We start from the raw sequence: 24,753 nt of genomic DNA, 5'->3' as shown, positions 1-24,753 counted from the left end.
TTTGCTTGAAAATAGAGCCATGAATGACATGAATCCCGCTTTTCTGAAAGCCAGCGCAATGCCTGACGTGCAATCCACTTTGGATGTGCGCGCCCTGCCAATCGAGCAGGTTGGTATTCGTGGTGTGCGTCATCCATTAACAATTCGTAGTAAGACCGGCAACTTTCCTACTGTAGGTCAGTTTGAGATGGACGTGGCATTGCCAGCGCATGTGAAGGGCACGCATATGTCCCGTTTCATGGCCCTACTTCAAAAACAAGAAGAGGCGGTTGATAGCACCTCGGTTGTGAAAATGTTGCGCCATATGCTGCCTTTGCTTGATGCTAAAGAGGGGCATGTGCAATTTACCTATACGCACTTCGTTAAAAAAGCAGCACCCGTATCTGGTGTTGAAAGCTTGATGGATTACGAAGTAACCTGGATGGCAACAGCTAAACAAAATGCTACAGGTACATTAGATGTGGAATTGGGATTACGTGCCCAAGTACCTGTGATGAGTCTGTGTCCATGCTCAAAAGAGATTTCAGAATTTGGCGCACATAACCAACGCTCCCATGTCACTATGGATGTAGTGCTTGACACACAAACAAAGATGACTGTTGAAGACCTCGTTGATATCGCTGAGAGTGAAGCTTCCAGTGAGTTGTGGGGATTATTAAAGCGCCCAGATGAAAAGTGGGTAACCGAGCGCTCTTACAGTAATCCGAAATTTGTTGAAGACCTAGTACGCGATGTGGCTGGGCGCCTTAAGGCTGATGAGCGTATTCATTCTTTTGTGGTTGAGGCTGAGAACTTTGAGTCTATTCACAATCACAGTGCGTTTGCTCGTATTAGCCAACAAAAATAAACGAAGTCATTCATACTTCTTTTAAAAAACTACTTTAGATTATTGCTTGCTAAATCCCAACGGGGTTTGATATCAAATGCGCCCGATTTGCTTGAGCCATTATTTTCAGCGAGTAAACGGAGTGCGCCAGCAAATGCAATCATGACGCCGTTATCGGTACATAACTCGAGTGGCGGATAGTGCACCTCAAATCCATTTCGTTTTGCCTTCTCATTGAGTGCGCTACGTAATTGCAGATTAGCCCCAACACCACCAGCAAGAACTAAGTGTTTACAGCCAGTTTGCTTGAGTGCTTTTTCGGATTTGCTGACAAGTACCGCTACCAGAGAATCAACAAAGCTTCTGGCTAGATCTGCATGAAACTGCTTGATTTCCTGCGCTTCAGTGATATTTTTTTCTGCAAATTTTTTCACTTGATTGAGAACAGCAGTCTTTAATCCAGAGAAAGAAAAGTCCAAGTCTCCCGAGTGAAGCATGGGCTTAGGTAAATCAAAAATACCACTGCGTCCTTGTTCTGCCAATCGAGAGATGGCTGCGCCACCTGGGTAATCTAAGCCCAATAATTTGGCAGTTTTATCAAAAGCTTCGCCGGCTGCATCGTCCAAGGTTTCGCCCAGAAGTTGGTATTGACCGATGCCCGATACTTTCATAAGCTGGGTATGGCCACCCGAGACGAGTAAGGCGATAAACGGAAATTGCGGGACAGTTTGACCCAATAGGGGCGAAAGTAAGTGCCCCTCAAGGTGATGAACCCCAATCGAAGGCAAATTGAGTCCTTGAGCCAGAGATTTGGCAAAGGCGCTACCCACTAGGAGAGCCCCTGCTAGACCGGGGCCTTGGGTGAAGGCCACCGCATCAATATCAGATAACTTGAGTTCAGACTGGGCTAAAGATTCGTCTAAAAGGGGTAGTACGCGGCGGATATGGTCGCGGGAGGCAAGCTCTGGGACTACACCCCCATAATCCCGGTGCATAGCAATCTGCGAGTGCAAGCCTTGCCCCAGAATGCCCTGGAACGCAGGTTTGCCCTCTTCCCAAGCGGTGGTGTTGTATAAAGCCACCCCGGTTTCATCACAAGAAGTTTCTATGCCTAAAACAATCATTTTTTTGTTTGGTCGTGCTAGAATCGCCATTCAGTTAATTTTTCGATATTTTTCGAGCATATACGAGTTAAACAAGTATGACTACAGTCCGCCTCCGCGAAAACGAACCATTTGAAGTGGCATTGCGCCGTTTCAAGCGCACCATTGAAAAAAATGGTCTTCTAACCGACTTGCGTGCCCGCGAGTTTTACGAGAAGCCAACGGCTGAACGTAAGCGCAAGAAGGCCGCAGCTGCAAAACGCCATTACAAGCGTATTCGCAGCCAAATGTTGCCTAAGAAGCTTTACTAATAGAATTTAAAAGCTCTCTTCACCGAGAAGCTTTGCAGCCCGCTGACGGTGAAACGCAGCGGGTTTTTGCTTTTTAATCGCCAGAAATAGTTAGATACTTAATACAACAGGAACTAAGCAATGAGTCTAAAAGATCAAATCACCGAAGATATGAAAAATGCTATGCGTGCAAAAGCAGTAGCACGCCTTGGGACTATTCGTCTTTTGTTGGCAGCCATTAAGCAGCGTGAAGTAGATGACCGCATCGTGCTTGATGATGCCGCTGTCATTGCCACCATTGAAAAGATGATTAAGCAGCGTAAAGATTCAATTTCTCAGTTTGAAAAAGCAGCACGTGATGATTTAGTCGCGATTGAAGCTGCTGAGATGGTGATTTTGCAAACCTATTTACCAGCGCAAATGTCTGATGCGGAAGTAGAGGCTGCAATAGCCGCAGCTGTCAGCGCTACTGCTGCTGCAGGTCCTCAAGATATGGGTAAAGTGATTGGTATTCTCAAAGGCCAATTGGCAGGTAAGGCCGATATGGGCAAAGTTTCAGGCTTGGTAAAAGCAGCACTCTCGAAGTAAGCTCGAAGTGAGCCAATTACGTAAAACAGTTTCATACTGAAAGCCCGATGGCACTTATTCCCCAATCCTTCATCGCCGATCTTCTAAATCGGGTTGACATCGTTGATGTGGTTGGGCAGCACGTAAAGTTAAAAAAAGCAGGCGCAAACTATCAAGGCTTGTGCCCATTCCATTCCGAAAAGTCACCCTCATTCTCAGTGTCACCGACAAAGCAGTTCTATCACTGCTTTGGTTGTGGTGCCCATGGTTCTGCCATTAGCTTCTTAATGGAGTACTCGGGGTTAGGTTATGTTGATGCAATTGAAGATCTAGCGCGCTCAGCAGGTCTGGATGTTCCTCGGGAGGAGCGCACCGCAAATGATGTCGCTAGACAGCAGCAGGCGATGGCTTTGAGTGAAGTGATGAGCTCAGCAGTGGATTGGTATCGCCAGCAGCTTAAAGCCAGTACGCGCGCAGTCGAGTATCTGAAGGGTCGTGGCCTCACCGGAGAAATCGCTAAACGCTATGCCTTAGGTTATGCACCAGATGGTTGGCAAGGTTTAGAGGCAGTATTTGGGAGTTATGCTAACGATGAAGTTGCCAAGACTTTACTAGAGGGCGGTTTACTGATTCAGGGTGAGCAAGCTGAAGGCGGTCAACCAGTCAAACGTTACGATCGCTTTCGCGATCGCGTGATGTTTCCGATTCGTAATCCCAAAGGCCAAACCATTGGCTTTGGTGGACGCATCTTGGATCAAGGGGAACCAAAGTATTTAAATTCTCCAGAGACGCCATTGTTTTCTAAAGGCAATACGCTGTACGGATTATTTGAAGCTAGACAAGCGATTCGTGCGCAAGAATATGTTTTGGTATGTGAAGGTTATATGGATGTGGTTGCATTAGCGCAATTGGGTTTCCCTAATGCTGTAGCGACATTAGGTACAGCTTGTACTGCAAATCACGTGCGTATGCTACTGCGTCAAACCGACAAAGTCGTATTTTCATTTGATGGTGACTCTGCTGGTCAGCGTGCTGCCCAGCGTGCGCTTGAAGCTTGCCTACCTTTGATGTCTGACGATAAAGAAATCCGTTTCTTATTCTTGCCTACAGAGCATGACCCTGATAGTTATGTCCGTGCTTACGGTGCCACTGCATTTGAAAAAGTGATTAAAGAGGCAATGTCGATTTCTAGCTTCTTCTTCAAAATTGTGAGTGAAGAGCATGAACTAACTACTCCAGAGGGTAGAGCACATACACATCATGCTGCTAAGCCCCTGTTGTTATCGATGCCGCCAATTGCCTTACGTACACAGATTTTGAGAGAGCTAGCGATTCGTACTAATACAACGCCAGCCGAGCTTGAAGCATTTTGTGGTTTGACTATAGTACCTACGCCAGTACAGCAAACTTCCTATCAGGTCAGATCACAAAACAATGCAAATACTTTTTCCAATAATGGCAATCGACAAGGCGCTCCATGGCAAGCATCTAAAGGATCTGCCAAGCGGGTCGCTACCCAAAATATAGAGCCGCCTAAAGCACCAACCGATTTAGCCGAGCAGATGTTGCGCGTATTGATTCAGTTTCCGCATTTGGGAAAAGTGCTTGATGCAAATAAGCGCTCTTTGGCATTAAAAGCTGCTGAGCAAAGATCAGAAAAAGCATTGGCCTTAATGAAGGATCTCTTAGCTCAATGTGATTTAGTGGAGATGATTCCAGGAGAAAGTGGCAAAGCTGAGACTGTCGGTGCCGGTGCTTTTGCTATGTTCCAGGATCAACTTGCCCGTAGCGAACTTGCCCCACTTTATGAGATGCTCCGAAAACGGGTAATGGACTCGGATTTGGATTTGGATGGCGCGACTGCTGACCTTGATGGCGCCTTTAAAAAGCTTGAACTTGCGCATCTAAAGCAAGAAATGACAGAAATCACTCAAAAAATGGCATCCAGCACTGCTACTGAGCAGGATCGTGCCCGTTATCGCGAATTGGGCGAAAAACTGAAATTCTCATAAGAATTTTCCTAAACGCCACTAGTAATCCTCTGAAATTGCCTCATATTTAAAGGTAATAGGGGGCTAAAAAAGTCGCAATCGACTATAATCCTCTCTTCCCAGGAAAAAACCGATTTAATTCAGCCACTTGCGCTTTATTTTGAAGTAATTTGGGGTAAGCGGACTACGGGGCTGTACTTCATCAGTCGATATCAATAACAGTAATGTGAGTAAGTGCCAACAAATGCCTAATACCAAGACAAAAAAACCAGCTAAACCAGCCGCAAAAACAGCTAAGCCAGCAGCCAAGGCAAAAGCGCCAAGCAAGACAGTGAAGGCTCCCGCTAGAGCTGCTGCAAAGCCAGCACCTAAAGCAAAACCTGCTGCTAAACCAGCAGCTAAAAAAGTAGCCGCTAAGCCGGTAGCTAAAAAAGTTGCTGCCAAACCAGTGAAACCGGTTGCTAAGCCAGCTCTGAAAGCGAAGGTTGTTGTCAAGCCAGCTGCTAAAAAAGTGGCGGCTAAGCCAGCTGCTAAAAAAGTGGCGGCTAAGCCAGCTCTGAAAGCGAAGACTCCAGTTAAACCAGTAAAAGTTTCCGTTAAAGCAGTGCCTGCGAAGCCCGTAAAAACTGAACCTGCTAAAAAGGCTAAGGCGCTAGCCGTACCGAAGGCTGATGAGCTGAAAGGTAAAAAAGCGAAAGCTGTTGAAACTGCAGTTGAGCCTGTTGAGGAAGAAAAAAAACGTGGCCGCAAAGCTAAAGTAGAAACGCCAGCAGACAATGCTGAGCCAGTTTTAACGGATCGTCAAAAAGCGCGTGAGCGTAAGGCTAAAGAGAAAGCACTCTTAAAAGAATTCGCTGCACAGCAATTAGGTACAGAAGAGCAGCAAGAGCTCCGTCGCGCCCGCTTGAAGACTTTGATCAAGATGGGTATGTCCAAGGGTTACTTAACCCATGGTGAAATGAATGACGTGATGTCAGATGAGTTATCCGATGCTGATGCATTAGAAACTTTGATTAGCTTATTAAACGACATTGGTATTACCGTTTATGAGCAGGCCCCAGATGCAGAAACATTAATTCTGTCTGATAACACCGAAGCTGCAGCTTCTGAAGAAGAGGCTGAAGAAAAGGCTGAAGCAGCTTTATCAACAGTGGATTCAGAGTTTGGTCGTACAACGGATCCAGTTCGCATGTATATGCGTGAGATGGGTACAGTCGATTTGTTAACTCGCGAAGGCGAGATTGTGATTGCGAAGAAGATCGAAGCCGGCCTTAAGGATATGGTGATGGCTTTGGCTGCTTGCCCAGTAACGATTGCAGAAATTTTAAGCAACGTTGACAAGATTGCTAGCGGTGAGATGGAGATAGACCAGTTTGTAGATGGGCTAGTAGATCCTAATGCTGAAGATATTAAGCTTGGGCCAGAAGAGCCAGAAGTTGACCCAGACGCTGAAGTAAGCGAAGAAGAGGGTGAAGATGAAGGTGGTGGTGCCGCCGCAACGGCCAATGCTAAACAGCTTGAAGAGCTAAAGCAAATCTCATTAGAGAAGTTTGCAATTGTTCGCACACAAGCTGACAAAATGCGCCGTGCCTTTGATAAAGACGGTTATAACTGTCCTGCTTACATTAAGGCGCAAGACTTAATTCGTGGTGAGTTACTTGGTTTCCGTTTAACAGCCAAGAGTGTTGAAAAGTTATGTGACACCATGCGCTCCCAGGTTGATCAAGTATGGAAACTTGAGCGTGGCATGGTTAGTCTGTTAGTGGACAAAGTAGGTGTAAACCGCGGAGAAGTATTAAAAGACTTCCCTAAGATGTCTATGAATCTTACTTGGACTGACAAATTACTCAAAGAAAACAAGCCCTATACCGCACTCTTACAGCGTAACGTACCTGCGATTCAAGAACTACAACAGAAGTTAATTGATATCCAGACTCGCGTAGTGATTCCACTTCCAGAATTAAAAGAAGTAAACAAGCAGATGATTGCCGGTGAGAAGCGCGCTCGTGAAGCTAAACGTGAAATGACCGTAGCGAACTTGCGTTTGGTAATCTCTATTGCCAAGAAATACACTAACCGTGGTCTGCAGTTCTTAGATTTGATTCAAGAAGGCAATATTGGTTTGATGAAGGCGGTAGATAAGTTTGAATACCGTCGTGGTTACAAGTTCTCTACCTATGCAACTTGGTGGATTCGTCAGGCGATTACCCGTTCAATTGCTGACCAGGCGCGTACGATTCGTATCCCAGTTCATATGATTGAGACGATCAATAAGATGAACCGTATTAGCCGTCAGATCTTGCAAGAAACTGGTCATGAGCCAGATGCTGCAACTTTGGCGCTGAAGATGGAGATTCCGGAAGACAAGATTCGTAAGATCATGAAGATTGCTAAAGAGCCAATCTCTATGGAGACGCCAATTGGTGATGATGAAGATTCTCATTTAGGAGATTTCATTGAGGACGGTAACACCTTGGCACCAGCTGAAGCGGCATTACACGAGTCTATGCGTGATGTGGTGAAAGATGTGCTGGATTCATTGACGCCACGTGAAGCAAAAGTATTGCGTATGCGTTTTGGTGTTGAAATGAGCACAGACCATACTCTTGAAGAAGTGGGTAAACAGTTTGACGTCACCCGTGAGCGTATCCGTCAGATTGAAGCTAAGGCCCTCAGAAAAATGCGTCACCCAAGCCGTAGCGACAAACTCAAGACCTTCCTCGAAGAGGATTGATTCAAGGCTACTTAGGGGTCGTGAGCTCTTTAGATAAAAGGGTTCACGATTTGTAGTCTCTTATCGATCATTTGTCGATGGTGCATATCCTCTGAATACAGCGTCTCACAGCCCGCCTGTAGGGCGGCTGCAATAATCATTGAGTCGTAATGGTGGTATCCATATCTTCTGGATACAGCTAGCCCAGTTTCAAATGTCTCTACATTGAGCGGCCTGATATTGAATATGGATATGAATAGGCTTAGAAACTCATCCAGCTCAATGTTAGATATTTTAATTTTTCTAAGGCTTGCGGATGTAAATTCACTGAGAACTTGAACGCTAATTACATTAGATTGCTGTAGATTTGAGCTAACCCAATCTGCTTTTTTTGAATCTGATGAAAGTAAATACAGCAATGTATTAGTGTCAAAAAATATTTTCTTAGCGTTCATTTAATTCGGATCTATCAAAGTGAAAATCAGCGGGTATGCGACCGCGAAATTTTCTCAGACCATCAATCCTATCTTGCAGAGAAGGTTTCTTCTTTATTTGAAAATGTTTTTTATCGGCAACGTGAACCTCAATGTCATCACCTTCTTTGAGTTTTAAATAGTCAACCACCTGGGTGGGTAGGCGGATGGCTAAACTATTCCCCCATTTAGATACGATCATGATCTGCTCCCCTAAGATATACATATAATAATGTATATCTAAACACAATGGAATGACTTGCATGGGGTCTTATGGGGCATGATTACGGTAGATCCTTCAATTACAATGAAAGATTAGGGCCCATAGCTCAGTTGGTTAGAGCAGAGGACTCATAATCCTTTGGTCCCAGGTTCAAGTCCTGGTGGGCCCACCAGCAATATCAATGACTTAGTGTGAGAGCGCTAGGTCATTTTTCATTGATGTGTAGTCGGTATGTAGCTAATATCGCCACTAAAGATATTTGGCTCTAGCTTGGAGCAATCAACTACTTGTTGCCCCTGTTTTATAAGCGCTCAGTGACTACTTTCGGCCAATAGAAGCCGATAGACTAGAGTCCTTTAATCGGCGGTTCGATTCCGCCCCGGGGCGCCGAAAAATACTAAAACCACCTCTGGGTGGCTCTTTCATTTGTTTTGATCTCGAAATAAGTGTAAGCTTTAATCAGCAATATTGCTAATTCCATAATTATTTTATGGACTACAACAACCGGAGAAGTTATATGACAAGTATTCGTAGGATCCTTTCCTTGCTAATTTTGGGATTAGTCATTTTTAGTTTTGGCGCTAGTGCGGCAGATGCCCCTAAAAAGCCATCTGGCACACTAAGTATTAATGAGACCCAATTTGCTTTGATTATTGGCGGCAGTACTGGTGGTGGTGTACTTACCTATCAAGGGAAGCAGTACCCATTTAAGATTAGTGGAATGAGTCTTGGTGCCAATGTGGGGGCATCTAAATTATCCGCAAGTGGTGAGGTATATGACTTAAGCGATATATCTAAGTTTTCTGGCACTTTTACCAAATTAGAGAGTAGCATCACATTGGGCGGTGGCGTTGGTGGTACCGTCCTTAGAAATGAAAATGGCGTCATCATGCGCCTAGTCAGTACTTCTCAAGGCCTTCAGCTTAACCTTAGCGCCAGTGGTGTTACCGTAAAGCTCGATAAGTGATGAAGTTAAACATCTTGAGCCCTAGTTATCCCCCGGGGCCACCAAGAATCACTAAAACCACCTTCGGGTGGTTTTTATTTAGCCAATAGGTAAATAGTTTGATGGTTCATGTATTAGGGGTTTTACGACAATTGGATGGTCCTCAGTCATATTGCTAGGGGATAAACTGCACTAAAAAATAGGTGATAATCCCTTATAGTTTTTGGGTATATTTAATATGTGATGGTTTTTTAGCATTCAAAAGCCACTTTTGTATAAAACCGCTTTTTTGGATTGGGTGCGCTGTATGGCATTAGATGGACTTATCGTCTGTGAACAATGCGATTTACCGCAGTTGGAGGCTCCCTTAGAGTCTGGTGGCAAGGCATTTTGTAGTCGTTGCGGCAATGTTTTATATCGTCTTCAAGCAGATGGTCTGAGGCGCAGTTTGATATTTTCGCTGACTGCAGCCGCATTATTTTTGATCTCGAACTCTTTTCCGATTGTCAGTATTGATTCGCAGGGTCTAACCAATTCAACTACCTTACTCGATGCAGCGGATCGGCTGGTTAAGGATGGCATTCCTAGTATTGCAGTACTCGTGTTTGCAACTACCTTTTTAATGCCCGCGCTGGAAATTATGGCATTGATCTATTTGCTCTTGCCATTACATTTTGGGCGTCTCCCGCCTGGACTTCCTTTTGCTTTTAGATTGGTACATCTTGTCAAGCCTTGGGCGATGATTGAGGTGTTTATGTTGGGCCTTTTGGTAACGATTTCTAAGCTCAACGCCTTGGCCACAGTGAAACCAGATATTGGTTTATTTTCTTTTGTTTTACTCATGTTTATGGTCACTGCTGCGTCAGCAAATTTTGATGCCCGGAGTTTTTGGAAGCAGGTAGATGAACTACAAGAGCTGCAGGTGAATTTATGTTGACTGCAGCCTCAAAAGGGATTATCGGCTGTGATGACTGTGGTTTTGTGCAGCGCATTCCGTCGACCTCGACACAGTTAAAGTGTTTTCGCTGTGCGGCCACTATGCATGCTCGAAAGACTAATAGTATTAGCCGTACTTGGGCCCTCGTAATTGCTGCCTATGTATTAATTATTCCTGCCAATTTAATGCCGGTAATGGCAACGGGCTCACTCTTTGGTACTGAAAAAGATACGATTTTTGGTGGGGTTATTTATTTATGGACCTCAGACTCTGAAGTATTGGCTATGATCTTATTCACCGCCAGTATTATTATTCCGTTTGCAAAGCTATTTAGCTTAAGTTTTTTGTTGATTTCTGTGCAAATCCGGTCAACCTGGAAGCCTAAGCTACGGGCAAAACTCTATCGGGCAGTCGAGGCCATTGGGCGCTGGTCCATGATTGATGTTTATGTTGCGACCATGCTGACTGCTCTCGTACAATTTGGTAGCCTCATGTCCATTCGAGCAGGCGCTGGCGCCATCGCTTTTGCTACTGTAGTGGTGTTAACTATTTTTGCTGCAAAGAGTTTTGATCCTCGGCTCATTTGGGATGCTGCGGATCGTCAAAAGAATAATGACCATTTAGCTGAGAAATGACATGTCTGATTTATCACCAGGGCCTAGACCCTCAGATTTACCCTCTGCAGTTGCGCAAGCTAAGCAATCTTGGACACTGCAAATCATTTGGATTATTCCCATTATTGCTATTTTGGTTGGGTTGGGCTTGCTGTATAAGTCGATAGCAGATCGTGGGCCGACCATTACTGTGTCATTTAATTCGGGCGATGGCTTAGTTGCAGGTAAAACCCTTGTTAAATTTAAGGATGTCAACATTGGTTTAGTGAAGACAGTCATTTTGTCTAAAGATCACCAGCAAGTGATTGCAACGATTGCGCTGAATAAAGATGCGGCAGATTTTGCCAAAAAAGATACGCGTTTTTGGATTGTGCGTCCGCGTATTACTGCTGCTGGAGTCTCAGGCTTGAGCACTTTATTAGATGGGCCTTTTATTGCCGCTGATTTGGGGAAATCAGACGATAAAAACGACGATTTTACAGCACTAGAAGTTCCTCCGATCTTAACAGGCGATATTCCTGGTAGGCAGTTCATATTAAGAGCTCCCACTTTAGGGTCTCATGGTATTGGTACACCAGTCTATTTTCGTAGTCTCGCTGTGGGTCAAGTGGTTGCTTATGATCTGGATAAGGATGGTAAGAATATTTCGATTCGTGTATTTATTAATGCACCCTATGATCAATATGTGACCAACGACACACGCTTTTGGAATGCCAGTGGTATTGATGTGAATCTCGATGCAACGGGTATTCACGTACAGACAGAATCATTAGTGGCGGTGCTCGTGGGCGGCATTGCTTTTGAGTCACCGTATCATTCGGATTCCAAACCGAATCGTACTGATATCAATCCCTCTCCAAGCGCTCAAACTCAAATTGAGAAGGCTGTCTCCTTCGGTTCTGAACGCGCCAAAACAGATACGGTATTTATGATTGCGCCGTCACGGACGGCTGCGATGAAGCAACCCGATACCCGCTCTCAGCGCTTTGTGCTGAACTTCAAACAATCGGTGCGCGGATTATCGGTGGGTGCCCCGGTAGAGTTTAGGGGGGTCACTATTGGTGAGGTCGTTAGCATTGAAACTGCTATGGATCCAAAGACCTTTGAGGTAATTCAACCTGTTGAAATCTTTGTATTTCCCGATCGTCTTAAAGTACGTGATATAAAAACAGGCGTTTTATTACCCCCCCCAGAGAATGAGATAGCTCGATTGAAGGAGCTGATTAAGAGGGGCTTTCGCGCTCAAATGCGCACTCTTAGTATTTTATCTGGCCAACAATATATTGCCTTAGATCTTTTCCCAGATGCACCATCCTACACCTTTAATCCATCCAAGTACCCACCCGAGTTACCAGTTATCGCTGGCGATCTTGAGAACGCGGAAAGGACCATCGGCAATGTACTCAAAAATACCGATCGTATTGTTAAAAAACTGGACGAACAAACTATTCCCGAGCTTGATAAAACACTAAAGAATGTCAATGCGCTTACCGATAGCAATTCCCCTTTGGTAACGGATATGCGTGATTCCATGCGAGAGTTAACCAAAGCGGCAACTTCAATAAAAACGTTAACAGACATGTTGGATCAACAGCCGCAATCCCTGATATTTGGTAAACCTGCAGAGGAAACTAAGAAATGAGATCGCTCCTTACTTCTTTACTATTAGCTCTGATATTGGTGGGTTGCAGTTCACCAAAAACATCCTATTACAAAATGAGTTCAGCTCCTATCCCAACGATGTCGGAGGCGGATGGCAAAATTCGTCTGATGGTTGGTCCAGTGAGTGTTCCCGAAAGAATGGACCGCCCGCAATTGGTCGTGCAAAGTAGCGGTAATGAGGTACAGATTTATGAGTATCAGCGTTGGGCTGGATCCTTGAAAGGTGATATTGCACGGGTAGTTAGTGCAAGTCTAGCGCGTGACTTAGGCACTCCTAATGTGTGGAGTTTTTCAGATAGTACCTCGACTAATTTTGATTATCAAATCTTGCTTGATGTGCAAAACATAGAGAGTAGCCTTGATTCTGGTGTAGTGGTCGATGTATTGTGGACCATTAAACCAGCCAGCGATAAAAATAAAGCGCTAGTAAAAAATGCCAACCCTAATTCAGATACAGCACCTAAATCCCAAACCATCATGGGTCGCTCTTTAGTTAGTGAAGCGACAAGCGGTCCCGGGCTTGATGCTCTTGTTGCTGCGCAAAGTAAAGCTTTTGCAAGGGTTGGCGGAGAAATTACGCAATTGATGCGCCGTTAGTAAGCGAATCACTGGATTTATTGAAAGTAATGTATTCATATATCTTCATAACAAATTGCTTAAGGAATAATGATGAAACAAAAACACCAGCAAAACGTTTTGCCCTAACTGTTACATCGACGGGTTGAAATCAAGGTCGTTAGCTGCCGTCCAGAAAAGTAAGCGTTACTTAAAGTAACGCTTACTCACCCAAAGTACTTTGGAGCAACGAAGTGTTAGATGATTGTTCCAAAAATCCTTTGGTTTTGAAAACCAAAGACCGAGAGACCACTTTCTTTAAATCCATGAATTTGCTTACACATTTGCTTGAACACCGAGACTGACAACCCGCAGACCCCCTGTTTATATGGGTCTACTCACGGCTTCTGCTCTCATAATCCTTTGGTCCCAGGTTCAAGTCCTGGTGGGCCCACCAATGAAATCAACGACTTAGGGAGAAATTCCTAAGTCATTTTTCTTTAATGTGTAGTCGGTGGGTAGAAAATATAACCGCTAGACCCCAATAGATATATGGCTCAAGTCCTAGTGGACTCACCAAGAGATTTTTTAACTATCTTCGTTTAAGATTTGCTAAATTAGTGCCCAATCAACTTATTTAGAGAAAAAGGAAGCCTCATGAAAACCAAATTACTAAGTCTCATTGCAGCATTGGCATTGGCCGCTTGCGCTGCCCCCGTGACTCAACAGGAAATTGCACAAGCCAAATTTCCACCTCAACCCAATCAAGCAGCAGTGGATAAAGAGGTTAATACTTACCTTAAGTCTGCTATGAATAACCCCGATATGGCAAAAAAAGAATGCTCACCTCCACGTAAAGCTTGGGCTAGGGCGCTAGCTTTTGAGACTCCAAAGTTTGGTTGGATGGTGGTTTGCGATGTCAATGCAAAAGAGAAATCAGGTGGCGATGGCCCTATGAAAACCTATATGTTCTTGTTCACCACAAATGGCAATTTCTCATATGACTCAGCTTCTTTTGGGAATATCAACAACAATGTGCAGTTCTTGGATTTAATTAAGTAAGCTGAAATATCTGATCAATAAAACTACCCAAATGAACTGACCCCCATAAGTTGGACATCAAGTCTAACCAAGGGGGTTTTTTTATGAGCAAGCACAGTACGCAGCTCAAGCAGTAATGCGCAGCTCACCATGCAGTTGGCGAATTTGCACTTCATCGCATTGGTAAGATTGATCCAAATTGTTGTATTTTTGCCGTATGACACAGGCGGCTAACAGGCTTAGTGCTGAAACTGATAGAACCAATAAGGTTCTATTGAATGAAATCTCCAAATAATTATGAAATTAACAACATACTGGTAACACCATGCCCCATCAGGGGGCCGAATTCTTTCTAATACTTTCCACTAAAGACTTCGTCACATTAGGATCAGCACCATTGCCCCAGCTTGCTCTTATGTAATTTGAAATCTCCAAAATCTCTTCATTGTTTAAGTTGGCTGCATAAGACGGCATCGCAATGTAACCATCGCGTTGCTTGATACCATCAATCATGACCTTAATAATGTTGTCTGGTTTTTCAGCCATGACTACCGGGTTTCCGGCGAGCGGCGGAATAACATTCGTGATCCCTCTACCGGAGGACTGATGACAGCCGCTGCAATTATCGATATATAGCTTGGCGCCCTGAAGATGCGTTGCATCCACTTTTTTACGATCCTCAGAGAGCTTGGAGCTAGCGGGGATAGTTTTGAGGTAAGTGCCCATCGCTAATAAATCAGCATCCGTCATTTTGCTAGTGCTGTTGTGAACTACTTCCGTCATTGGACCTAATACGCTGGTTTTATCCTTGAAAGAACCTGTTTTTAAGTAGCTTGCAATATCTTCCGCTGACCACTTACCGAGACCTGTCAATGGATTTGAGGTGATGTTCAGGGCGTACCAGCCATCAATCACAGAGCCTGTGTAAGCCTTCGAGTTTTTAATGGCTCCCATTAAGTTACGAGGGGAGTGGCAAGAGCTGCAATGACCTAGGCCTTCGACTAAATAAGCCCCGCGATTCCATACAGCAGATTGAGCAGGATCCAGTTTATAAACACCTGCTCTAAAAAATAATTCACGCCACACAATCATGCTGGTGCGAATATTGAATGGGAAGTCCAGATTATTGACTACAACCTTATTAGAAACTGCTGGTAGGGATCTCAAGTAATCATAAATTTTGTCTGAATCTGCTCTGGTGACTTTGGTATAGGCTTCAAATGGCATAAAAGGATAAAGATCCTGACCCTTTTTGTTTACTCCGTTATGCAAGACGCGAAAAAAATCATCTTTGGTGTAGGCGCCGATACCGGTTTCCATGTCTGGCGTAATATTTGGTGTCAGCATGTAGCCAAATTGGTTGGACATTTTGAGGCCACCAGCAAAGGGTTTACCACCTGGTGCGGTATGGCAAGAAACGCAATCTCCTGCGATAGCTAAATAGGCGCCGTCTTTTACAGCATCATTAGCAAGGGCATTAACAGAGGAGAATGCAACCACTGCACAAAAAAAAGGACTTTTGAATCTGCTGACAAAAGTAGATAAAGTGCCGATCATTGAACTGACCCTTACGATATTTAAAATAATTTGATCTTAATTTCTAGTTAAAACTATGTAAAAACTATACCCAAATTTATAACATGGTTATTTCATTATTGTAAATTGATTGAATTTTCTTTGCACTAACTTAGTGCAGGATACCCCTAAGGCCTAATTGAAACGGCCACTACAAAGGCGATCCTTCATGAACCGCTGTCATCTTTTTGACATAAGTAATAATTATAAATTATCATTCTAATTTTTCGCATCTTAGCTAAACCCAAGACTCCTTCCTAAAGAAAGCCCCCTAGGTTATGTTTATGGCGGGAGGTCTGATAAGGAATTTAAATCCACATGAAAGATCTCAATCTCCCATATCCTCGAATTGGTCTTGTTCTGCAGGGAGGGGGCGCATTAGGGTCGTATCAAGCTGGGGTACTTGAAGGTTTGAATAAAAAAGGTATTCATCCCAATGCACTAGCTGGGGTTTCAATTGGGTCACTCAATTGCGCCGTCATAGCTGGAAATGCCCCAAAAGATCGTGTAGAAAAATTAAAAGGGTTTTGGGAAACCATTTGCCGCAATCCATCTCCACTAGCCCAGTTTTTGATGTTTGCTGACAAGATGTATGCAGCTAGCCCAATCGGTATGCATATGCTCGATAACACTTATATTGAAAAAATGTTTGGGTCAGCTGCAGCATCCAATGCAATTATGGGCGGTCAACAAAACTTTTTTGTACCTAAACCTTTTGCACCTGGTTTAGGCAGTCCAGCTGACGTTAGCTTTTACGACACCTCCCCCATGATTGTAACTCTTGAAAAATTTTGTGATTTTGACAGAATTAATGACCACAAATCTATGCGAGTTTCAGTGGGTGCGACAAATGTACGAACTGGAAATTTTGTTTATTTTGATAATACCGAGATGAAGTTAGGGCCTAAGCATTTTCTGGCTTCGGGATCACTTCCACCCGGATTTCCCGCGGTTGAAATCGATGGCGAATTTTATTGGGATGGTGGATGTGTGTCCAATACACCCCTTGAACATATTTACACCCTTAACAACCTATCTTTAGAAGATTCTCTCGTTTTTCAGATTGATTTATGGAGTGCCGCGGGCGAGCTTCCGACGAATATTTTTGAGGTGATGGAGCGACAGAAAGATATTCAATACTCCAGCAGAACACGTAGTGGTACCAATAGTATTAAAGAAAAGCAAAAATTGCGCAAATTCTTATCAGATACTTTGGAGCATGTACCCGACTCTGTTAAGAACCAGGACCCGTGGTTCTCCGAATTACAACGTGAAGCGTATTCAAGAAAAGTTAATTATATCCAGTTGATTTATCAAGATAAACCTAGCGAAGGTCACTTCAAGGATTACCAATTTAGTTTTGAGACGATGCAAATGCATTGGGAGGCAGGGCTTAAAGATATTCTCGAAACGCTTTCAAATCCACAGTGTCTCGAGTTACCTCCCGATGGAGAAAACTATAAGGAATATGATTTTCACAGAGCCCAAAAAACCGACAATACTTTAAACAGGAAAAAGAAATGAAGATTGCAGACATTCGCAAAAATGCCTATTCGATGCCTTTTGTCAGTCCCGCCTACCCAAGGGGTCCTTACCACTTTGTCAATCGGGAATTCTTCATCATCACTTATAGAACGGACCTAGACGCCTTAAGAGCAATCGTTCCTGAGCCTTTGACAGTGAACGATCCGTTGGTCAGTTTTGAATTTATTAAAATGCCCGATTCTTCTGGTTTTGGCGATTACACCGAAAGTGGTCAAGTAATCAATGTCATTGATGCTGACGGTAAACCTGCTAGTTATACCCATATGATGTTTTTGGATGACTTGGCACCTATTGCTGGGGGAAGAGAGTTATGGGGATTTCCGAAGAAGCTGGCATTTCCTAAATTAAGAATCGAGTCGGATACGTTGGTGGGTACTTTGGATTACGGCCCCATCAGAGTCGCCACAGGAACCATGGGTTTTAAATTTCAAACCTTGGATATTGCTCAAGAGCAAAAAAAGCTTTCCGAAACCCCTGGTTACTTGCTCAAAATTATTCCCCACGTAGACGGCACACCTAGAATTTGTGAGTTAGTGCGCTATTTTAGTCAAAATGTCACGGTTCATGGTGCCTGGACTGGCCCTGCAAGATTAGAATTATTTCACCATGCATTAGCGCCCATAGCCGATTTACCAGTGCTTGAAGTTGTTGCTGCAAAACACCTCATGTGTGATCTCACCCTGGGTTTGGGTGAAGTTGCTTTTGATTACCTAGCTTAATCCAATCCCTTTTCATTTTTCCCGGAGATAAGAATGTCTTTAAAAAATAAAGTTGCCCTGATTACTGGATCTGCCAGCGGTATTGGTAAGGAATGTGCCATCAAGTTATCAGCAGCGGGCGCGGCCGTTGTGATTGCCGATCTCAATTTAACAGATGCTCAAAAAGTTGCAGATGAGATTAACCAGGGTGGTGGTAAGGCAATTGCTATCGCCATGGATGTGACTAATGAAGAGATGGTGAATGCAGGCATCGATGAAACGGTAAAAAAGCTAGGCAGTATTGATGTGCTCGTATCCAATGCCGGCATTCAAATTGTTCACCCCATCGAGGATTATCCCTTTGCTGAGTGGAAAAAAATGATGGCAATTCATTTGGACGGCGCATTTCTCACCACCAAGGCTGCAATCAAGCATATGTATGACAGTGGCAGAGGCGGGTCAATCATTTATATGGGCTCAGCTCACTCGCATGAGGCATCCAAACTAAAAGCGGCCTATGTGACTGCGAAACATGGCTTGCTTGGTTTGTGTAAAACGGTTGCTAAAGAAGGCGGCCCAAGAAAGGTGCGTGCCAATGTGGTTTGCCCTGGGTTTGTGATGACACCTTTGGTTGAAAAACAGATACCTGAGCAAGCAAAAGAGCTGGGCATTAGTGAAGCGGATGTAGTAAAAAATGTGATGCTAAAAGAAACCGTTGATGGAGAATTTACTACTGTTGACGATGTAGCAAACACAGTAGTATTCCTCGCTGGATTCGAGACCAATGCCATCACTGGTCAATCGATTCTTGTCAGTCATGGGTGGTTTATGCAGTAAGGTGTGTTGCGCTTTTATTTAATGAATACCCAACTAAACTAAATTGTCATTTTGTATTTAATGGTTGATCCGCTATATGCCGTTGCCTAGAAATTTAAGGCTCTCAGTAACCCTTCTCGCCAGCACTGGTTTGCTGGCGGGTTGTTTTATGGTGGGCCCTGATTTTACAAGGCCAGCGTCGAAGGCAGTGGACCGATATCAGACCACAACGCAAACCGAATTTACGGAATCATTGGGTGAAAACTCGAATAAAATTCTGGATCCAGTGGAGTGGTGGAAGAGTTTTAATGACCCAACACTCAACGCCTTGCTTAAAGAGGCTGCTGCTCAAAACCTCTCGCTGCAACAAACTGCTTTAAGAATCTATCAGCTACAAGCGCAACTCGGTGTGAGTGATGCAGCTATCTTACCAACAGTTGCATTGAGTGGTTCTACTGCCAGTACCCGTAATAGTAATTTGCAAGAAATTACCAATAGCCCAAGTAATTTAACCTTTAATAACGTCGTAGTGCAACTCAATTGGGAGTTGGATTTTTGGGGTAAGGCTAGGCGAGGTATTGAAAGCTCTTTAAATTCGTATTTATCTAGTGTGGCTGCTTTTTATTCAGCGGATGTGTCTTTAACTGCGGATGTCGCGAATACCTATATTAATATTCGCAACAATGAGGAGTTAATTGCAGTCGCCAATGCGAATCTTGCCCTGCAAAAGGAAAGTTTACGGATTGCAGGCGCTCGTTTTAAATATGGTGCAACATCAATGTTGGATCTCAGTCAGGCTCAGGCGCAATATGAGCAGACCAAAGCGCAGATCCCCGCTTTGATCGCTAACCTCAAGAAAACACAAAATGCAATGAGCATTTTATTGGGTGAGCCACCCGATTACTATGAAAAGAAGTATGGTAATACCAAGGGCTCACTCAAGCCACCCAATGAATTAGGTGTGGGGATGCCAAGAGATTTATTGCGTCGTCGTCCAGATATCCTGCAAGCAGAATTTTTTGCAGCATCCCAATCTGCTTTGATAGGTGTCAATAAGGCCTTGCTGTATCCCACTTTTACCCTAGGCGGTACCTTTGGTTATGCAACCTCAAATTTTGGCGGCACGAGCCCAGGAAGTTTATTTAGCTGGAGTAATAACACCACCGGCATTTCCGCAGGACTTTATTTACCGTTGTTTTATCGAGGCGCATTGGTAGATCAGGTGCGTGTCCAGGATGCTGTGTTTCAGCAAAGTATTTTGGCGTATCAAAATCTGGTCTTGAATGCGCAAAAAGAGGTTGAGGATTCGCTAGTGGCGATTTCAACCTCGAAAAGTGCTGTAGAGGATTACAGCCGCGCCGTGATTGCTGCTAAGAGTGCCGCTGATATGGCCTTAGGACGCTACATAGCAGGTCAAAATGACTACAACACGGTGATTATTGCTCAGCAATCCTTATTGAGCATACAAAACTCTTTAGTGCAAACCAAATCGAATGAGCTGGTTGGCTATGTTGGCGCATTTAAGTCGCTCGGTGGCGGCTGGTCTGCGGAAATGACGCCGCCTAAATTACCTGATGTGATGGTTGCCGAGATGACCGACCGAACAGATTGGGGTAAGGTACTCACAAAGACTGGTGAACCGTTTAATGTTCAAGCTGGCAAGCTAGTTTTGCCAAATCAATCGCTACCCGCTGAAGGGGTAACGCCAATGAAATCAACAACACCGACTCAGGGAAGTGCTGCGCCATGAAAGACCTCTTACTAAAAGCCAAACTTTTACTAACGGAACTATGGGGCCATCTGCGGCCTTTGTGGACTTCATTATTGTCACGTTGGAATGCTCTGTTAACAAAGTTAAGTACAGTTGATATCCCGTTCCTGAAAAAGAAGCTGTCACCAAGGACTATTGGCATAGCCATCGTCGTATTGATTGCAATCATTGCTCTGATCTTCCTTAAATCCTGCGGTAAAACTACGACAAAACCACCAATACCAGTCACTACCGCCCTGCCACTCTCTCAGGAAATCCGCAGTTTTGCCACTTCTGATGGCGTGGTTGATCCTTTTCTTACCGTCAACCTAGATGCCCGAGTTAAAGGCTACCTCACCAAAATTGGGTTTGCAGATGGCGCCATGGTGAAAAAGGGTGATCTGTTGTTTGTGATTGAACAGGACCAATATATCCAAGAAGTGAATTTTAAAAAGGCTATTTACGACGAAGCAAAAATAGAATATGGGCGTCAAAAATCGTTGCTGAAAGAAAACGCGACCTCTCAAGCAGCTGTAGACAAAGCTTTATCCCAGTATCAGCAGTCCGAGGCGAGCTTAACGCTCGCAAAGATCAATTTAGGCTATACCGAAATTAGAGCGCCATTTGATGGACTAATGGGTCGGCACTTATTAGACGTCGGCACGTATTTAGACACCACTTCAAAAGGGGTGAAGTTGGCAACGATCCAACAGATTTCACCTATATACGTTTATTTCTCAGTCAATGAGCGTGATTTCTTGAAGTTTGAGGAAATCGATAAAAATGCAGATAAGAAGTCTAATGTGAATACCTTGCCAGTGTTTGCTGGGCTACAAAATGATAAAGGCTATCCTCATGAAGGAGTCCTTGATTATGCGGCCAATTTAATCTCCACAGAAACCGGATCCCTGCAGTTACGAGGCATCTTCAAAAATGAGGACAGTACATTAATACCTGGCCTGTATGCGCGTGTCATGGCGCAATATGGCAAACCAAGACAGGCTTTATTGGTTCCTGTAACTGCCACCTTGAATGATCAAGTGGGAGATTATGTTTATGTCTTAGATGAAGCAAAGCGGGCGCAACGTCAGCCGATTAAGCTTGGACAGCGTTTCGAAAAGTATGTTGAAGTTACGGAAGGCTTGACTGCCTCAAGCCAAGTGGTAATTAATGGCTTCATTAATTTGAGCGTCAACCAAGTGACTAATCCCAAAGCGGTAACGCTTGAAGCAATGATCCTCAAATAATCATGCTCTCTAAATTTTTTATCGAACGGCCAGTAATGGCCAATGTGATTGCGCTGCTGATGGTGCTGATCGGCGGAGTCTCTATTTTTGGCTTGCCGATTTCGCAATACCCGAACATCGTACCGCCCACCATTCAGGTCACCACGAGCTATCCTGGCGCCAGTGCTACTTTGGTACAGCAATTGGTAGCCAGCAATATTGAAACTCAGGTAAATGGTGTGGAAGGCATGCTCTATATGGAGTCGTCTTCTACGGATACTGGTAATTACACGCTGACCGTCACGTTTCAAGTGGGCACCGATCCTGACATCGCTCAAGTGAACGTGCAGAACCGAGTAGCAATCGCGCTGCCTGCACTGCCGCAAGCCGTTCAAAAGCAGGGAGTCACCACTAAAACACAGTCCACGGCGATTTTGCAGTTTGTCACCCTGACCTCTACCAATCCTGAGCATGATGGATTATTTTTAAGTAATCTTGCAAACCTCCAATTACAACAGCGCTTAGCTCGCATACCTGGTGTAGCAGCAGCCAATGTGTTTGGTGTGGGAAATTACAGTATGCGGATATGGCTAGATCCTGCTCAGATGAAGATGCGCAATCTTGTGCCAAGCGATGTAATCGCCATGATTAATAAACAAAACATATTACTGACTGCAGGTCAGACAGGATCACCCCCTACACCGCTTGGCCAAGATTTCCAATTAACACTGAATGTGACCAGTGCCATGACGACGCCAGAGCAGTTTGGCAGAATCGTTGTGAAGACGGGCAGTAAATCCGATATTACCTATTTACGGGATATTGCCAGAATTGAAATGGGCAGCCAAAACTACACCCAGATCTTTAAAATCGATGAGAGTCCCGCGGGCGGAATAGCCATATATCAAATGCCAGGTGCTAATGCTTTAGCAGTAGCTCAAGCTGTTCGAGGGGAGATGGAAAAAATCGCTAAGACACTTCCCAAGGGGGTTTCTTGGGATATTCCGTTTGACACCACCATGTTTGTACAGGCATCTATTAGTGAAGTGTATAAAACCCTTTATGAAGCCGGTATCTTAGTTTTAATTGTGATTTTAATATTCCTGCAAAACTGGCGGGCTACCTTAGTGCCCGCTACGACTGTGCCCGTCACGATTATTGGTGCCTTTGCCGCTATGGCAGCATTGAGTTTTTCGATTAACCTCATGACCTTGTTTGCGATTGTGTTGTGTATTGGTATTGTGGTCGACGATGCGATTGTGGTGGTTGAGGCGGTCTCCAAGAAAATTGAAGATGGTGAAGCTCCTAGGCAAGGTGCAATTGATGCCATGACCCAATTAATGGCTCCCATTATTGGAATTACCTTGGTGTTGATGGCAGTGTTTATTCCTGCTTCCTTTATTTCAGGCATCACTGGCCAAATGTACCGCCAATTTGCTTTGGTGATTGCAGCTACCGCATTAATTAGCGGTATTAATGCAATTACTTTAAAGCCAACTCAATCTGCGCAGTATTTAAAGCCCGTTGATCCAAATAAGGTCAAAAATAAGTTTTATCAAAAGTTTGATGAATACTTTAATCGCCTCGCTACTTGGTATGAGCGTCAACTACATAAGTTGATGGACAATCGTAAAAAGGCAGTCTTATTTGGCACTGCGGTCATTGCTACATCTCTCATTGGTCTTTCTCTCACACCTTCGGGATTTATTCCAAACGAGGATCAAGGTTATCTACTCGTTTCAGTGACCTTGCCTGACGCTGCATCCTTGGAAAGAACCGAAGAGGGGATGAAAAAAGTGGTTGCAGTTCTGGAAAAGATCCCTGGCGTTGACCGGTCAGTAGTCATTGGCGGTATGAATCTAATCAACAACAGTACTGTTCAGTCGAATTCGGGGGGACTCTATGTCATTCTGAAGCCTTGGGATGAACGTGGCAAAGGTGAGGGCTTACGCGATATCTATATCGCGATGAATGAAGGTTTGAAGCAGGTGCAAGAGCTCAAATCTGTTGTACTTTTACCACCCGCTATTCCAGGTCTTGGCCTTTCCGGAGGCTTCTCAATGAGACTCATGTTGACTGATGGCAGTAATAATTTTACAAAATTGGATGCGGCCACGAAGCAATTTATTAGTGAAGCGCAAAAATTTCCAGAGGTCATGACGGCCTTTACGCCATTTCAAAATGATGCTCCCCAACTTAAGCTTACATTCAATGTTGGCCGTGCTGAAACGGTAGGTGTTGCGATTGGGGATGCCTATGATGTGTTGCAGTCCTATGTTGGCTCCACCTACGTCAATCAATTCTTTAAGTACGGTCAAACCTATCAGGTATATGTGCAGGCTGATGGGAAGTACCGGATGACTCAGGATCAGATAAGTCGTTTGTATGTCAGAAATAAGATCGGCGATATGGTCCCCCTAGGATCTTTTATCGACATTGAAGAAGTCAACGGACCTCCGTTTGTAAATCAGTTCCAGCTATACCCGTCAGCTGCCGTTTTAGGTGCTGCAAATGAGGGTTATAGCTCAGGGCAGGTCATGCAAGCTTTGGAAAAACTAGCCACAGAAACGCTGCCCGATGGTATTGCCTTTCAGTGGGAGGGGATGTCCTATCAAGAAAATTTGGTAGGCAATACCGTGATCTTGATCTTTGGACTGTCGATCTTATTGGTCTACCTTGTTTTAGCTGCTCAATATGAAACTTGGGTTGCTCCATTGTCGGTTTTGACCGCTGTTCCTCTTTCTTTATCGGGACCCGTACTAGCGCTCACGCTCACTGGCATACCCAACAACATCTATGTGCAGATTGGTTTGGTCTTAATGATTGCACTTTCTTGTAAAAACTCCATCTTGATTGTGGAGGTTGCGCTCGAGTGCAAGGAAAAAGGAATGAGTTTGGTTGAATCTGCATTAGAGGCATCTAAGGTGCGTTTTAGAGCAATTACGATGACATCGATTGCATTTATCCTAGGTGTCATGCCCTTAATATTTGCTTCTGGAGCAGGAGCCGCATCGCGGGTCTCTCTCGGGGTCACAGTCTTTAGTGGCATGATTGCTTCGACCTGTTTAGCAGTGGCACTGGTACCTATTTTTTTCGTAGAAATTGAAACCTTTTTTGAGAACAGGGCAAAGAAAAAGGCATCGTAGAAAGATAGAAATAAGCAAAGCTTGATAAGAAAGTCATAATGGCAATAGAGTGGGGT

At 44.2% G+C, this 24,753-nt stretch carries 21 protein-coding genes and 1 tRNA gene; 18 read left to right on the top strand and 4 right to left on the bottom strand.

Going from position 1 to position 24,753, the window contains the following annotated elements; genetic code table 11:
* Window positions 1-19: 19 nt before the first annotated feature.
* Entirely contained in the window at window positions 20-847 is an 828-nt protein-coding gene (folE2, locus tag ICN45_RS04660) for a GTP cyclohydrolase FolE2 (protein WP_216173771.1), read from the top strand.
* A gap of 29 nt (window positions 848-876) precedes the next feature.
* On the opposite strand, the gene tsaD is transcribed toward folE2, so the two are convergent.
* Window positions 877-1,950, bottom strand: a complete 1,074-nt coding sequence (tsaD, locus tag ICN45_RS04655; RefSeq protein ID WP_216175633.1) for a tRNA (adenosine(37)-N6)-threonylcarbamoyltransferase complex transferase subunit TsaD — start codon at window positions 1,948-1,950, stop codon at window positions 877-879.
* A 77-nt stretch (window positions 1,951-2,027) separates the two neighbouring features.
* Between tsaD and rpsU the strand changes: the two genes are divergently transcribed.
* From rpsU to rpoD, 4 genes are all read left to right on the top strand, one after another.
* Complete coding sequence (rpsU, locus tag ICN45_RS04650) at window positions 2,028-2,240, top strand: 30S ribosomal protein S21 (RefSeq protein ID WP_011903537.1); 213 nt, start codon at window positions 2,028-2,030, stop codon at window positions 2,238-2,240.
* A gap of 120 nt (window positions 2,241-2,360) precedes the next feature.
* A complete protein-coding gene (locus tag ICN45_RS04645) occupies window positions 2,361-2,807 on the top strand; it encodes a GatB/YqeY domain-containing protein (protein WP_216173769.1) in 447 nt (148 codons plus the stop codon).
* A gap of 47 nt (window positions 2,808-2,854) precedes the next feature.
* Window positions 2,855-4,798 (top strand): DNA primase, encoded by a 1,944-nt coding sequence (dnaG, locus tag ICN45_RS04640; RefSeq protein WP_216173766.1) that lies wholly within the window; start codon window positions 2,855-2,857, stop codon window positions 4,796-4,798.
* Between the two features lie 223 nt (window positions 4,799-5,021).
* On the top strand, window positions 5,022-7,511 hold the full coding sequence (gene rpoD / locus ICN45_RS04635; RefSeq protein WP_216175632.1) for an RNA polymerase sigma factor RpoD: 2,490 nt from the start codon (window positions 5,022-5,024) through the stop codon (window positions 7,509-7,511).
* 29 nt (window positions 7,512-7,540) lie between these two features.
* Here rpoD and ICN45_RS04630 read toward each other — a convergent pair whose 3' ends face one another.
* Window positions 7,541-7,945, bottom strand: coding sequence for a PIN domain-containing protein (locus tag ICN45_RS04630; protein WP_216173763.1), 405 nt, complete (start codon window positions 7,943-7,945; stop codon window positions 7,541-7,543).
* Window positions 7,935-8,165, bottom strand: coding sequence for an AbrB/MazE/SpoVT family DNA-binding domain-containing protein (locus tag ICN45_RS04625; protein ID WP_216173761.1), 231 nt, complete (start codon window positions 8,163-8,165; stop codon window positions 7,935-7,937). Before ICN45_RS04625 ends, ICN45_RS04630 begins: the two co-directional genes overlap by 11 nt.
* A 116-nt stretch (window positions 8,166-8,281) precedes the next feature.
* Here ICN45_RS04625 and ICN45_RS04620 point away from each other — a divergent pair.
* The 7 genes from ICN45_RS04620 to ICN45_RS04590 all read left to right on the top strand — a co-directional run bounded on the left by ICN45_RS04620 (window position 8,282) and on the right by ICN45_RS04590 (window position 13,962).
* A tRNA-Ile gene (locus ICN45_RS04620) sits at window positions 8,282-8,358 on the top strand.
* Window positions 8,359-8,703: 345 nt separating this feature from the next.
* Window positions 8,704-9,153: an EipA family protein gene (locus ICN45_RS04615; RefSeq protein ID WP_216173758.1), complete on the top strand. Its 450-nt coding sequence runs from the start codon at window positions 8,704-8,706 to the stop codon at window positions 9,151-9,153.
* Window positions 9,154-9,439: 286 nt separating this feature from the next.
* Window positions 9,440-10,069, top strand: coding sequence for a paraquat-inducible protein A (locus ICN45_RS04610; protein ID WP_216173755.1), 630 nt, complete (start codon window positions 9,440-9,442; stop codon window positions 10,067-10,069).
* Entirely contained in the window at window positions 10,063-10,704 is a 642-nt protein-coding gene (locus ICN45_RS04605; RefSeq protein ID WP_216173752.1) for a paraquat-inducible protein A, read from the top strand. Before ICN45_RS04610 ends, ICN45_RS04605 begins: the two co-directional genes overlap by 7 nt.
* A 1-nt stretch (window position 10,705) precedes the next feature.
* Window positions 10,706-12,325 carry a PqiB family protein gene (locus tag ICN45_RS04600; RefSeq protein ID WP_216173749.1) on the top strand — a complete coding sequence of 540 codons (1,620 nt, stop codon included), beginning with the start codon at window positions 10,706-10,708 and terminating at the stop codon, window positions 12,323-12,325.
* A gap of 74 nt (window positions 12,326-12,399) precedes the next feature.
* Window positions 12,400-12,942, top strand: a complete 543-nt coding sequence (locus tag ICN45_RS04595; protein ID WP_216173746.1) for a PqiC family protein — start codon at window positions 12,400-12,402, stop codon at window positions 12,940-12,942.
* A gap of 615 nt (window positions 12,943-13,557) precedes the next feature.
* Window positions 13,558-13,962, top strand: coding sequence for a hypothetical protein (locus ICN45_RS04590; protein WP_216173743.1), 405 nt, complete (start codon window positions 13,558-13,560; stop codon window positions 13,960-13,962).
* A gap of 312 nt (window positions 13,963-14,274) precedes the next feature.
* Here the strand turns inward: ICN45_RS04590 and ICN45_RS04585 are convergent, their stop codons facing one another.
* Window positions 14,275-15,498, bottom strand: coding sequence for a c-type cytochrome (locus ICN45_RS04585; protein WP_216173741.1), 1,224 nt, complete (start codon window positions 15,496-15,498; stop codon window positions 14,275-14,277).
* Between the two features lie 336 nt (window positions 15,499-15,834).
* Between ICN45_RS04585 and ICN45_RS04580 the strand changes: the two genes are divergently transcribed.
* The 6 genes from ICN45_RS04580 to ICN45_RS04555 all read left to right on the top strand — a co-directional run bounded on the left by ICN45_RS04580 (window position 15,835) and on the right by ICN45_RS04555 (window position 24,697).
* Window positions 15,835-17,040 carry a DUF3734 domain-containing protein gene (locus ICN45_RS04580; RefSeq protein ID WP_216173738.1) on the top strand — a complete coding sequence of 402 codons (1,206 nt, stop codon included), beginning with the start codon at window positions 15,835-15,837 and terminating at the stop codon, window positions 17,038-17,040.
* Window positions 17,037-17,780 (top strand): acetoacetate decarboxylase, encoded by a 744-nt coding sequence (locus ICN45_RS04575; protein ID WP_216173735.1) that lies wholly within the window; start codon window positions 17,037-17,039, stop codon window positions 17,778-17,780. The genes ICN45_RS04580 and ICN45_RS04575 overlap by 4 nt, the downstream gene beginning before the upstream one ends.
* Window positions 17,781-17,813: 33 nt before the next feature.
* Complete coding sequence (locus tag ICN45_RS04570; protein ID WP_216173732.1) at window positions 17,814-18,596, top strand: 3-hydroxybutyrate dehydrogenase; 783 nt, start codon at window positions 17,814-17,816, stop codon at window positions 18,594-18,596.
* Between the two features lie 76 nt (window positions 18,597-18,672).
* On the top strand, window positions 18,673-20,325 hold the full coding sequence (locus ICN45_RS04565) for an efflux transporter outer membrane subunit (protein WP_255531091.1): 1,653 nt from the start codon (window positions 18,673-18,675) through the stop codon (window positions 20,323-20,325).
* Window positions 20,322-21,572: an efflux RND transporter periplasmic adaptor subunit gene (locus tag ICN45_RS04560; protein ID WP_216173726.1), complete on the top strand. Its 1,251-nt coding sequence runs from the start codon at window positions 20,322-20,324 to the stop codon at window positions 21,570-21,572. Before ICN45_RS04565 ends, ICN45_RS04560 begins: the two co-directional genes overlap by 4 nt.
* A gap of 2 nt (window positions 21,573-21,574) precedes the next feature.
* A complete protein-coding gene (locus tag ICN45_RS04555) occupies window positions 21,575-24,697 on the top strand; it encodes an efflux RND transporter permease subunit (protein ID WP_216173723.1) in 3,123 nt (1,040 codons plus the stop codon).
* Window positions 24,698-24,753 lie beyond the last annotated feature (56 nt).

The sequence above is a fragment of the Polynucleobacter alcilacus genome, from assembly GCF_018881545.1.
GTDB lineage: Bacteria > Pseudomonadota > Gammaproteobacteria > Burkholderiales > Burkholderiaceae > Polynucleobacter > Polynucleobacter alcilacus.
The sequence above is the reverse complement of the archived record's forward strand: the minus strand, read 5'-3'. Positions and strand labels throughout refer to the sequence as shown.

What these genes read in the sequence shown, in the direction of transcription:
- folE2 (WP_216173771.1), top strand. Translation starts at nt 20, where the DNA reads ATGAATGACATGAATCCCGCTTTTCTGAAAGCCAGCGCAATGCCTGAC.
- tsaD (WP_216175633.1), bottom strand. Translation starts at nt 1,950, where the DNA reads ATGATTGTTTTAGGCATAGAAACTTCTTGTGATGAAACCGGGGTGGCT.
- rpsU (WP_011903537.1), top strand. Translation starts at nt 2,028, where the DNA reads ATGACTACAGTCCGCCTCCGCGAAAACGAACCATTTGAAGTGGCATTG.
- ICN45_RS04645 (WP_216173769.1), top strand. Translation starts at nt 2,361, where the DNA reads ATGAGTCTAAAAGATCAAATCACCGAAGATATGAAAAATGCTATGCGT.
- dnaG (WP_216173766.1), top strand. Translation starts at nt 2,855, where the DNA reads ATGGCACTTATTCCCCAATCCTTCATCGCCGATCTTCTAAATCGGGTT.
- rpoD (WP_216175632.1), top strand. Translation starts at nt 5,022, where the DNA reads ATGCCTAATACCAAGACAAAAAAACCAGCTAAACCAGCCGCAAAAACA.
- ICN45_RS04630 (WP_216173763.1), bottom strand. Translation starts at nt 7,945, where the DNA reads ATGAACGCTAAGAAAATATTTTTTGACACTAATACATTGCTGTATTTA.
- ICN45_RS04625 (WP_216173761.1), bottom strand. Translation starts at nt 8,165, where the DNA reads ATGATCGTATCTAAATGGGGGAATAGTTTAGCCATCCGCCTACCCACC.
- ICN45_RS04615 (WP_216173758.1), top strand. Translation starts at nt 8,704, where the DNA reads ATGACAAGTATTCGTAGGATCCTTTCCTTGCTAATTTTGGGATTAGTC.
- ICN45_RS04610 (WP_216173755.1), top strand. Translation starts at nt 9,440, where the DNA reads ATGGCATTAGATGGACTTATCGTCTGTGAACAATGCGATTTACCGCAG.
- ICN45_RS04605 (WP_216173752.1), top strand. Translation starts at nt 10,063, where the DNA reads ATGTTGACTGCAGCCTCAAAAGGGATTATCGGCTGTGATGACTGTGGT.
- ICN45_RS04600 (WP_216173749.1), top strand. Translation starts at nt 10,706, where the DNA reads ATGTCTGATTTATCACCAGGGCCTAGACCCTCAGATTTACCCTCTGCA.
- ICN45_RS04595 (WP_216173746.1), top strand. Translation starts at nt 12,400, where the DNA reads ATGAGTTCAGCTCCTATCCCAACGATGTCGGAGGCGGATGGCAAAATT.
- ICN45_RS04590 (WP_216173743.1), top strand. Translation starts at nt 13,558, where the DNA reads ATGAAAACCAAATTACTAAGTCTCATTGCAGCATTGGCATTGGCCGCT.
- ICN45_RS04585 (WP_216173741.1), bottom strand. Translation starts at nt 15,498, where the DNA reads ATGATCGGCACTTTATCTACTTTTGTCAGCAGATTCAAAAGTCCTTTT.
- ICN45_RS04580 (WP_216173738.1), top strand. Translation starts at nt 15,835, where the DNA reads ATGAAAGATCTCAATCTCCCATATCCTCGAATTGGTCTTGTTCTGCAG.
- ICN45_RS04575 (WP_216173735.1), top strand. Translation starts at nt 17,037, where the DNA reads ATGAAGATTGCAGACATTCGCAAAAATGCCTATTCGATGCCTTTTGTC.
- ICN45_RS04570 (WP_216173732.1), top strand. Translation starts at nt 17,814, where the DNA reads ATGTCTTTAAAAAATAAAGTTGCCCTGATTACTGGATCTGCCAGCGGT.
- ICN45_RS04565 (WP_255531091.1), top strand. Translation starts at nt 18,673, where the DNA reads ATGCCGTTGCCTAGAAATTTAAGGCTCTCAGTAACCCTTCTCGCCAGC.
- ICN45_RS04560 (WP_216173726.1), top strand. Translation starts at nt 20,322, where the DNA reads ATGAAAGACCTCTTACTAAAAGCCAAACTTTTACTAACGGAACTATGG.
- ICN45_RS04555 (WP_216173723.1), top strand. Translation starts at nt 21,575, where the DNA reads ATGCTCTCTAAATTTTTTATCGAACGGCCAGTAATGGCCAATGTGATT.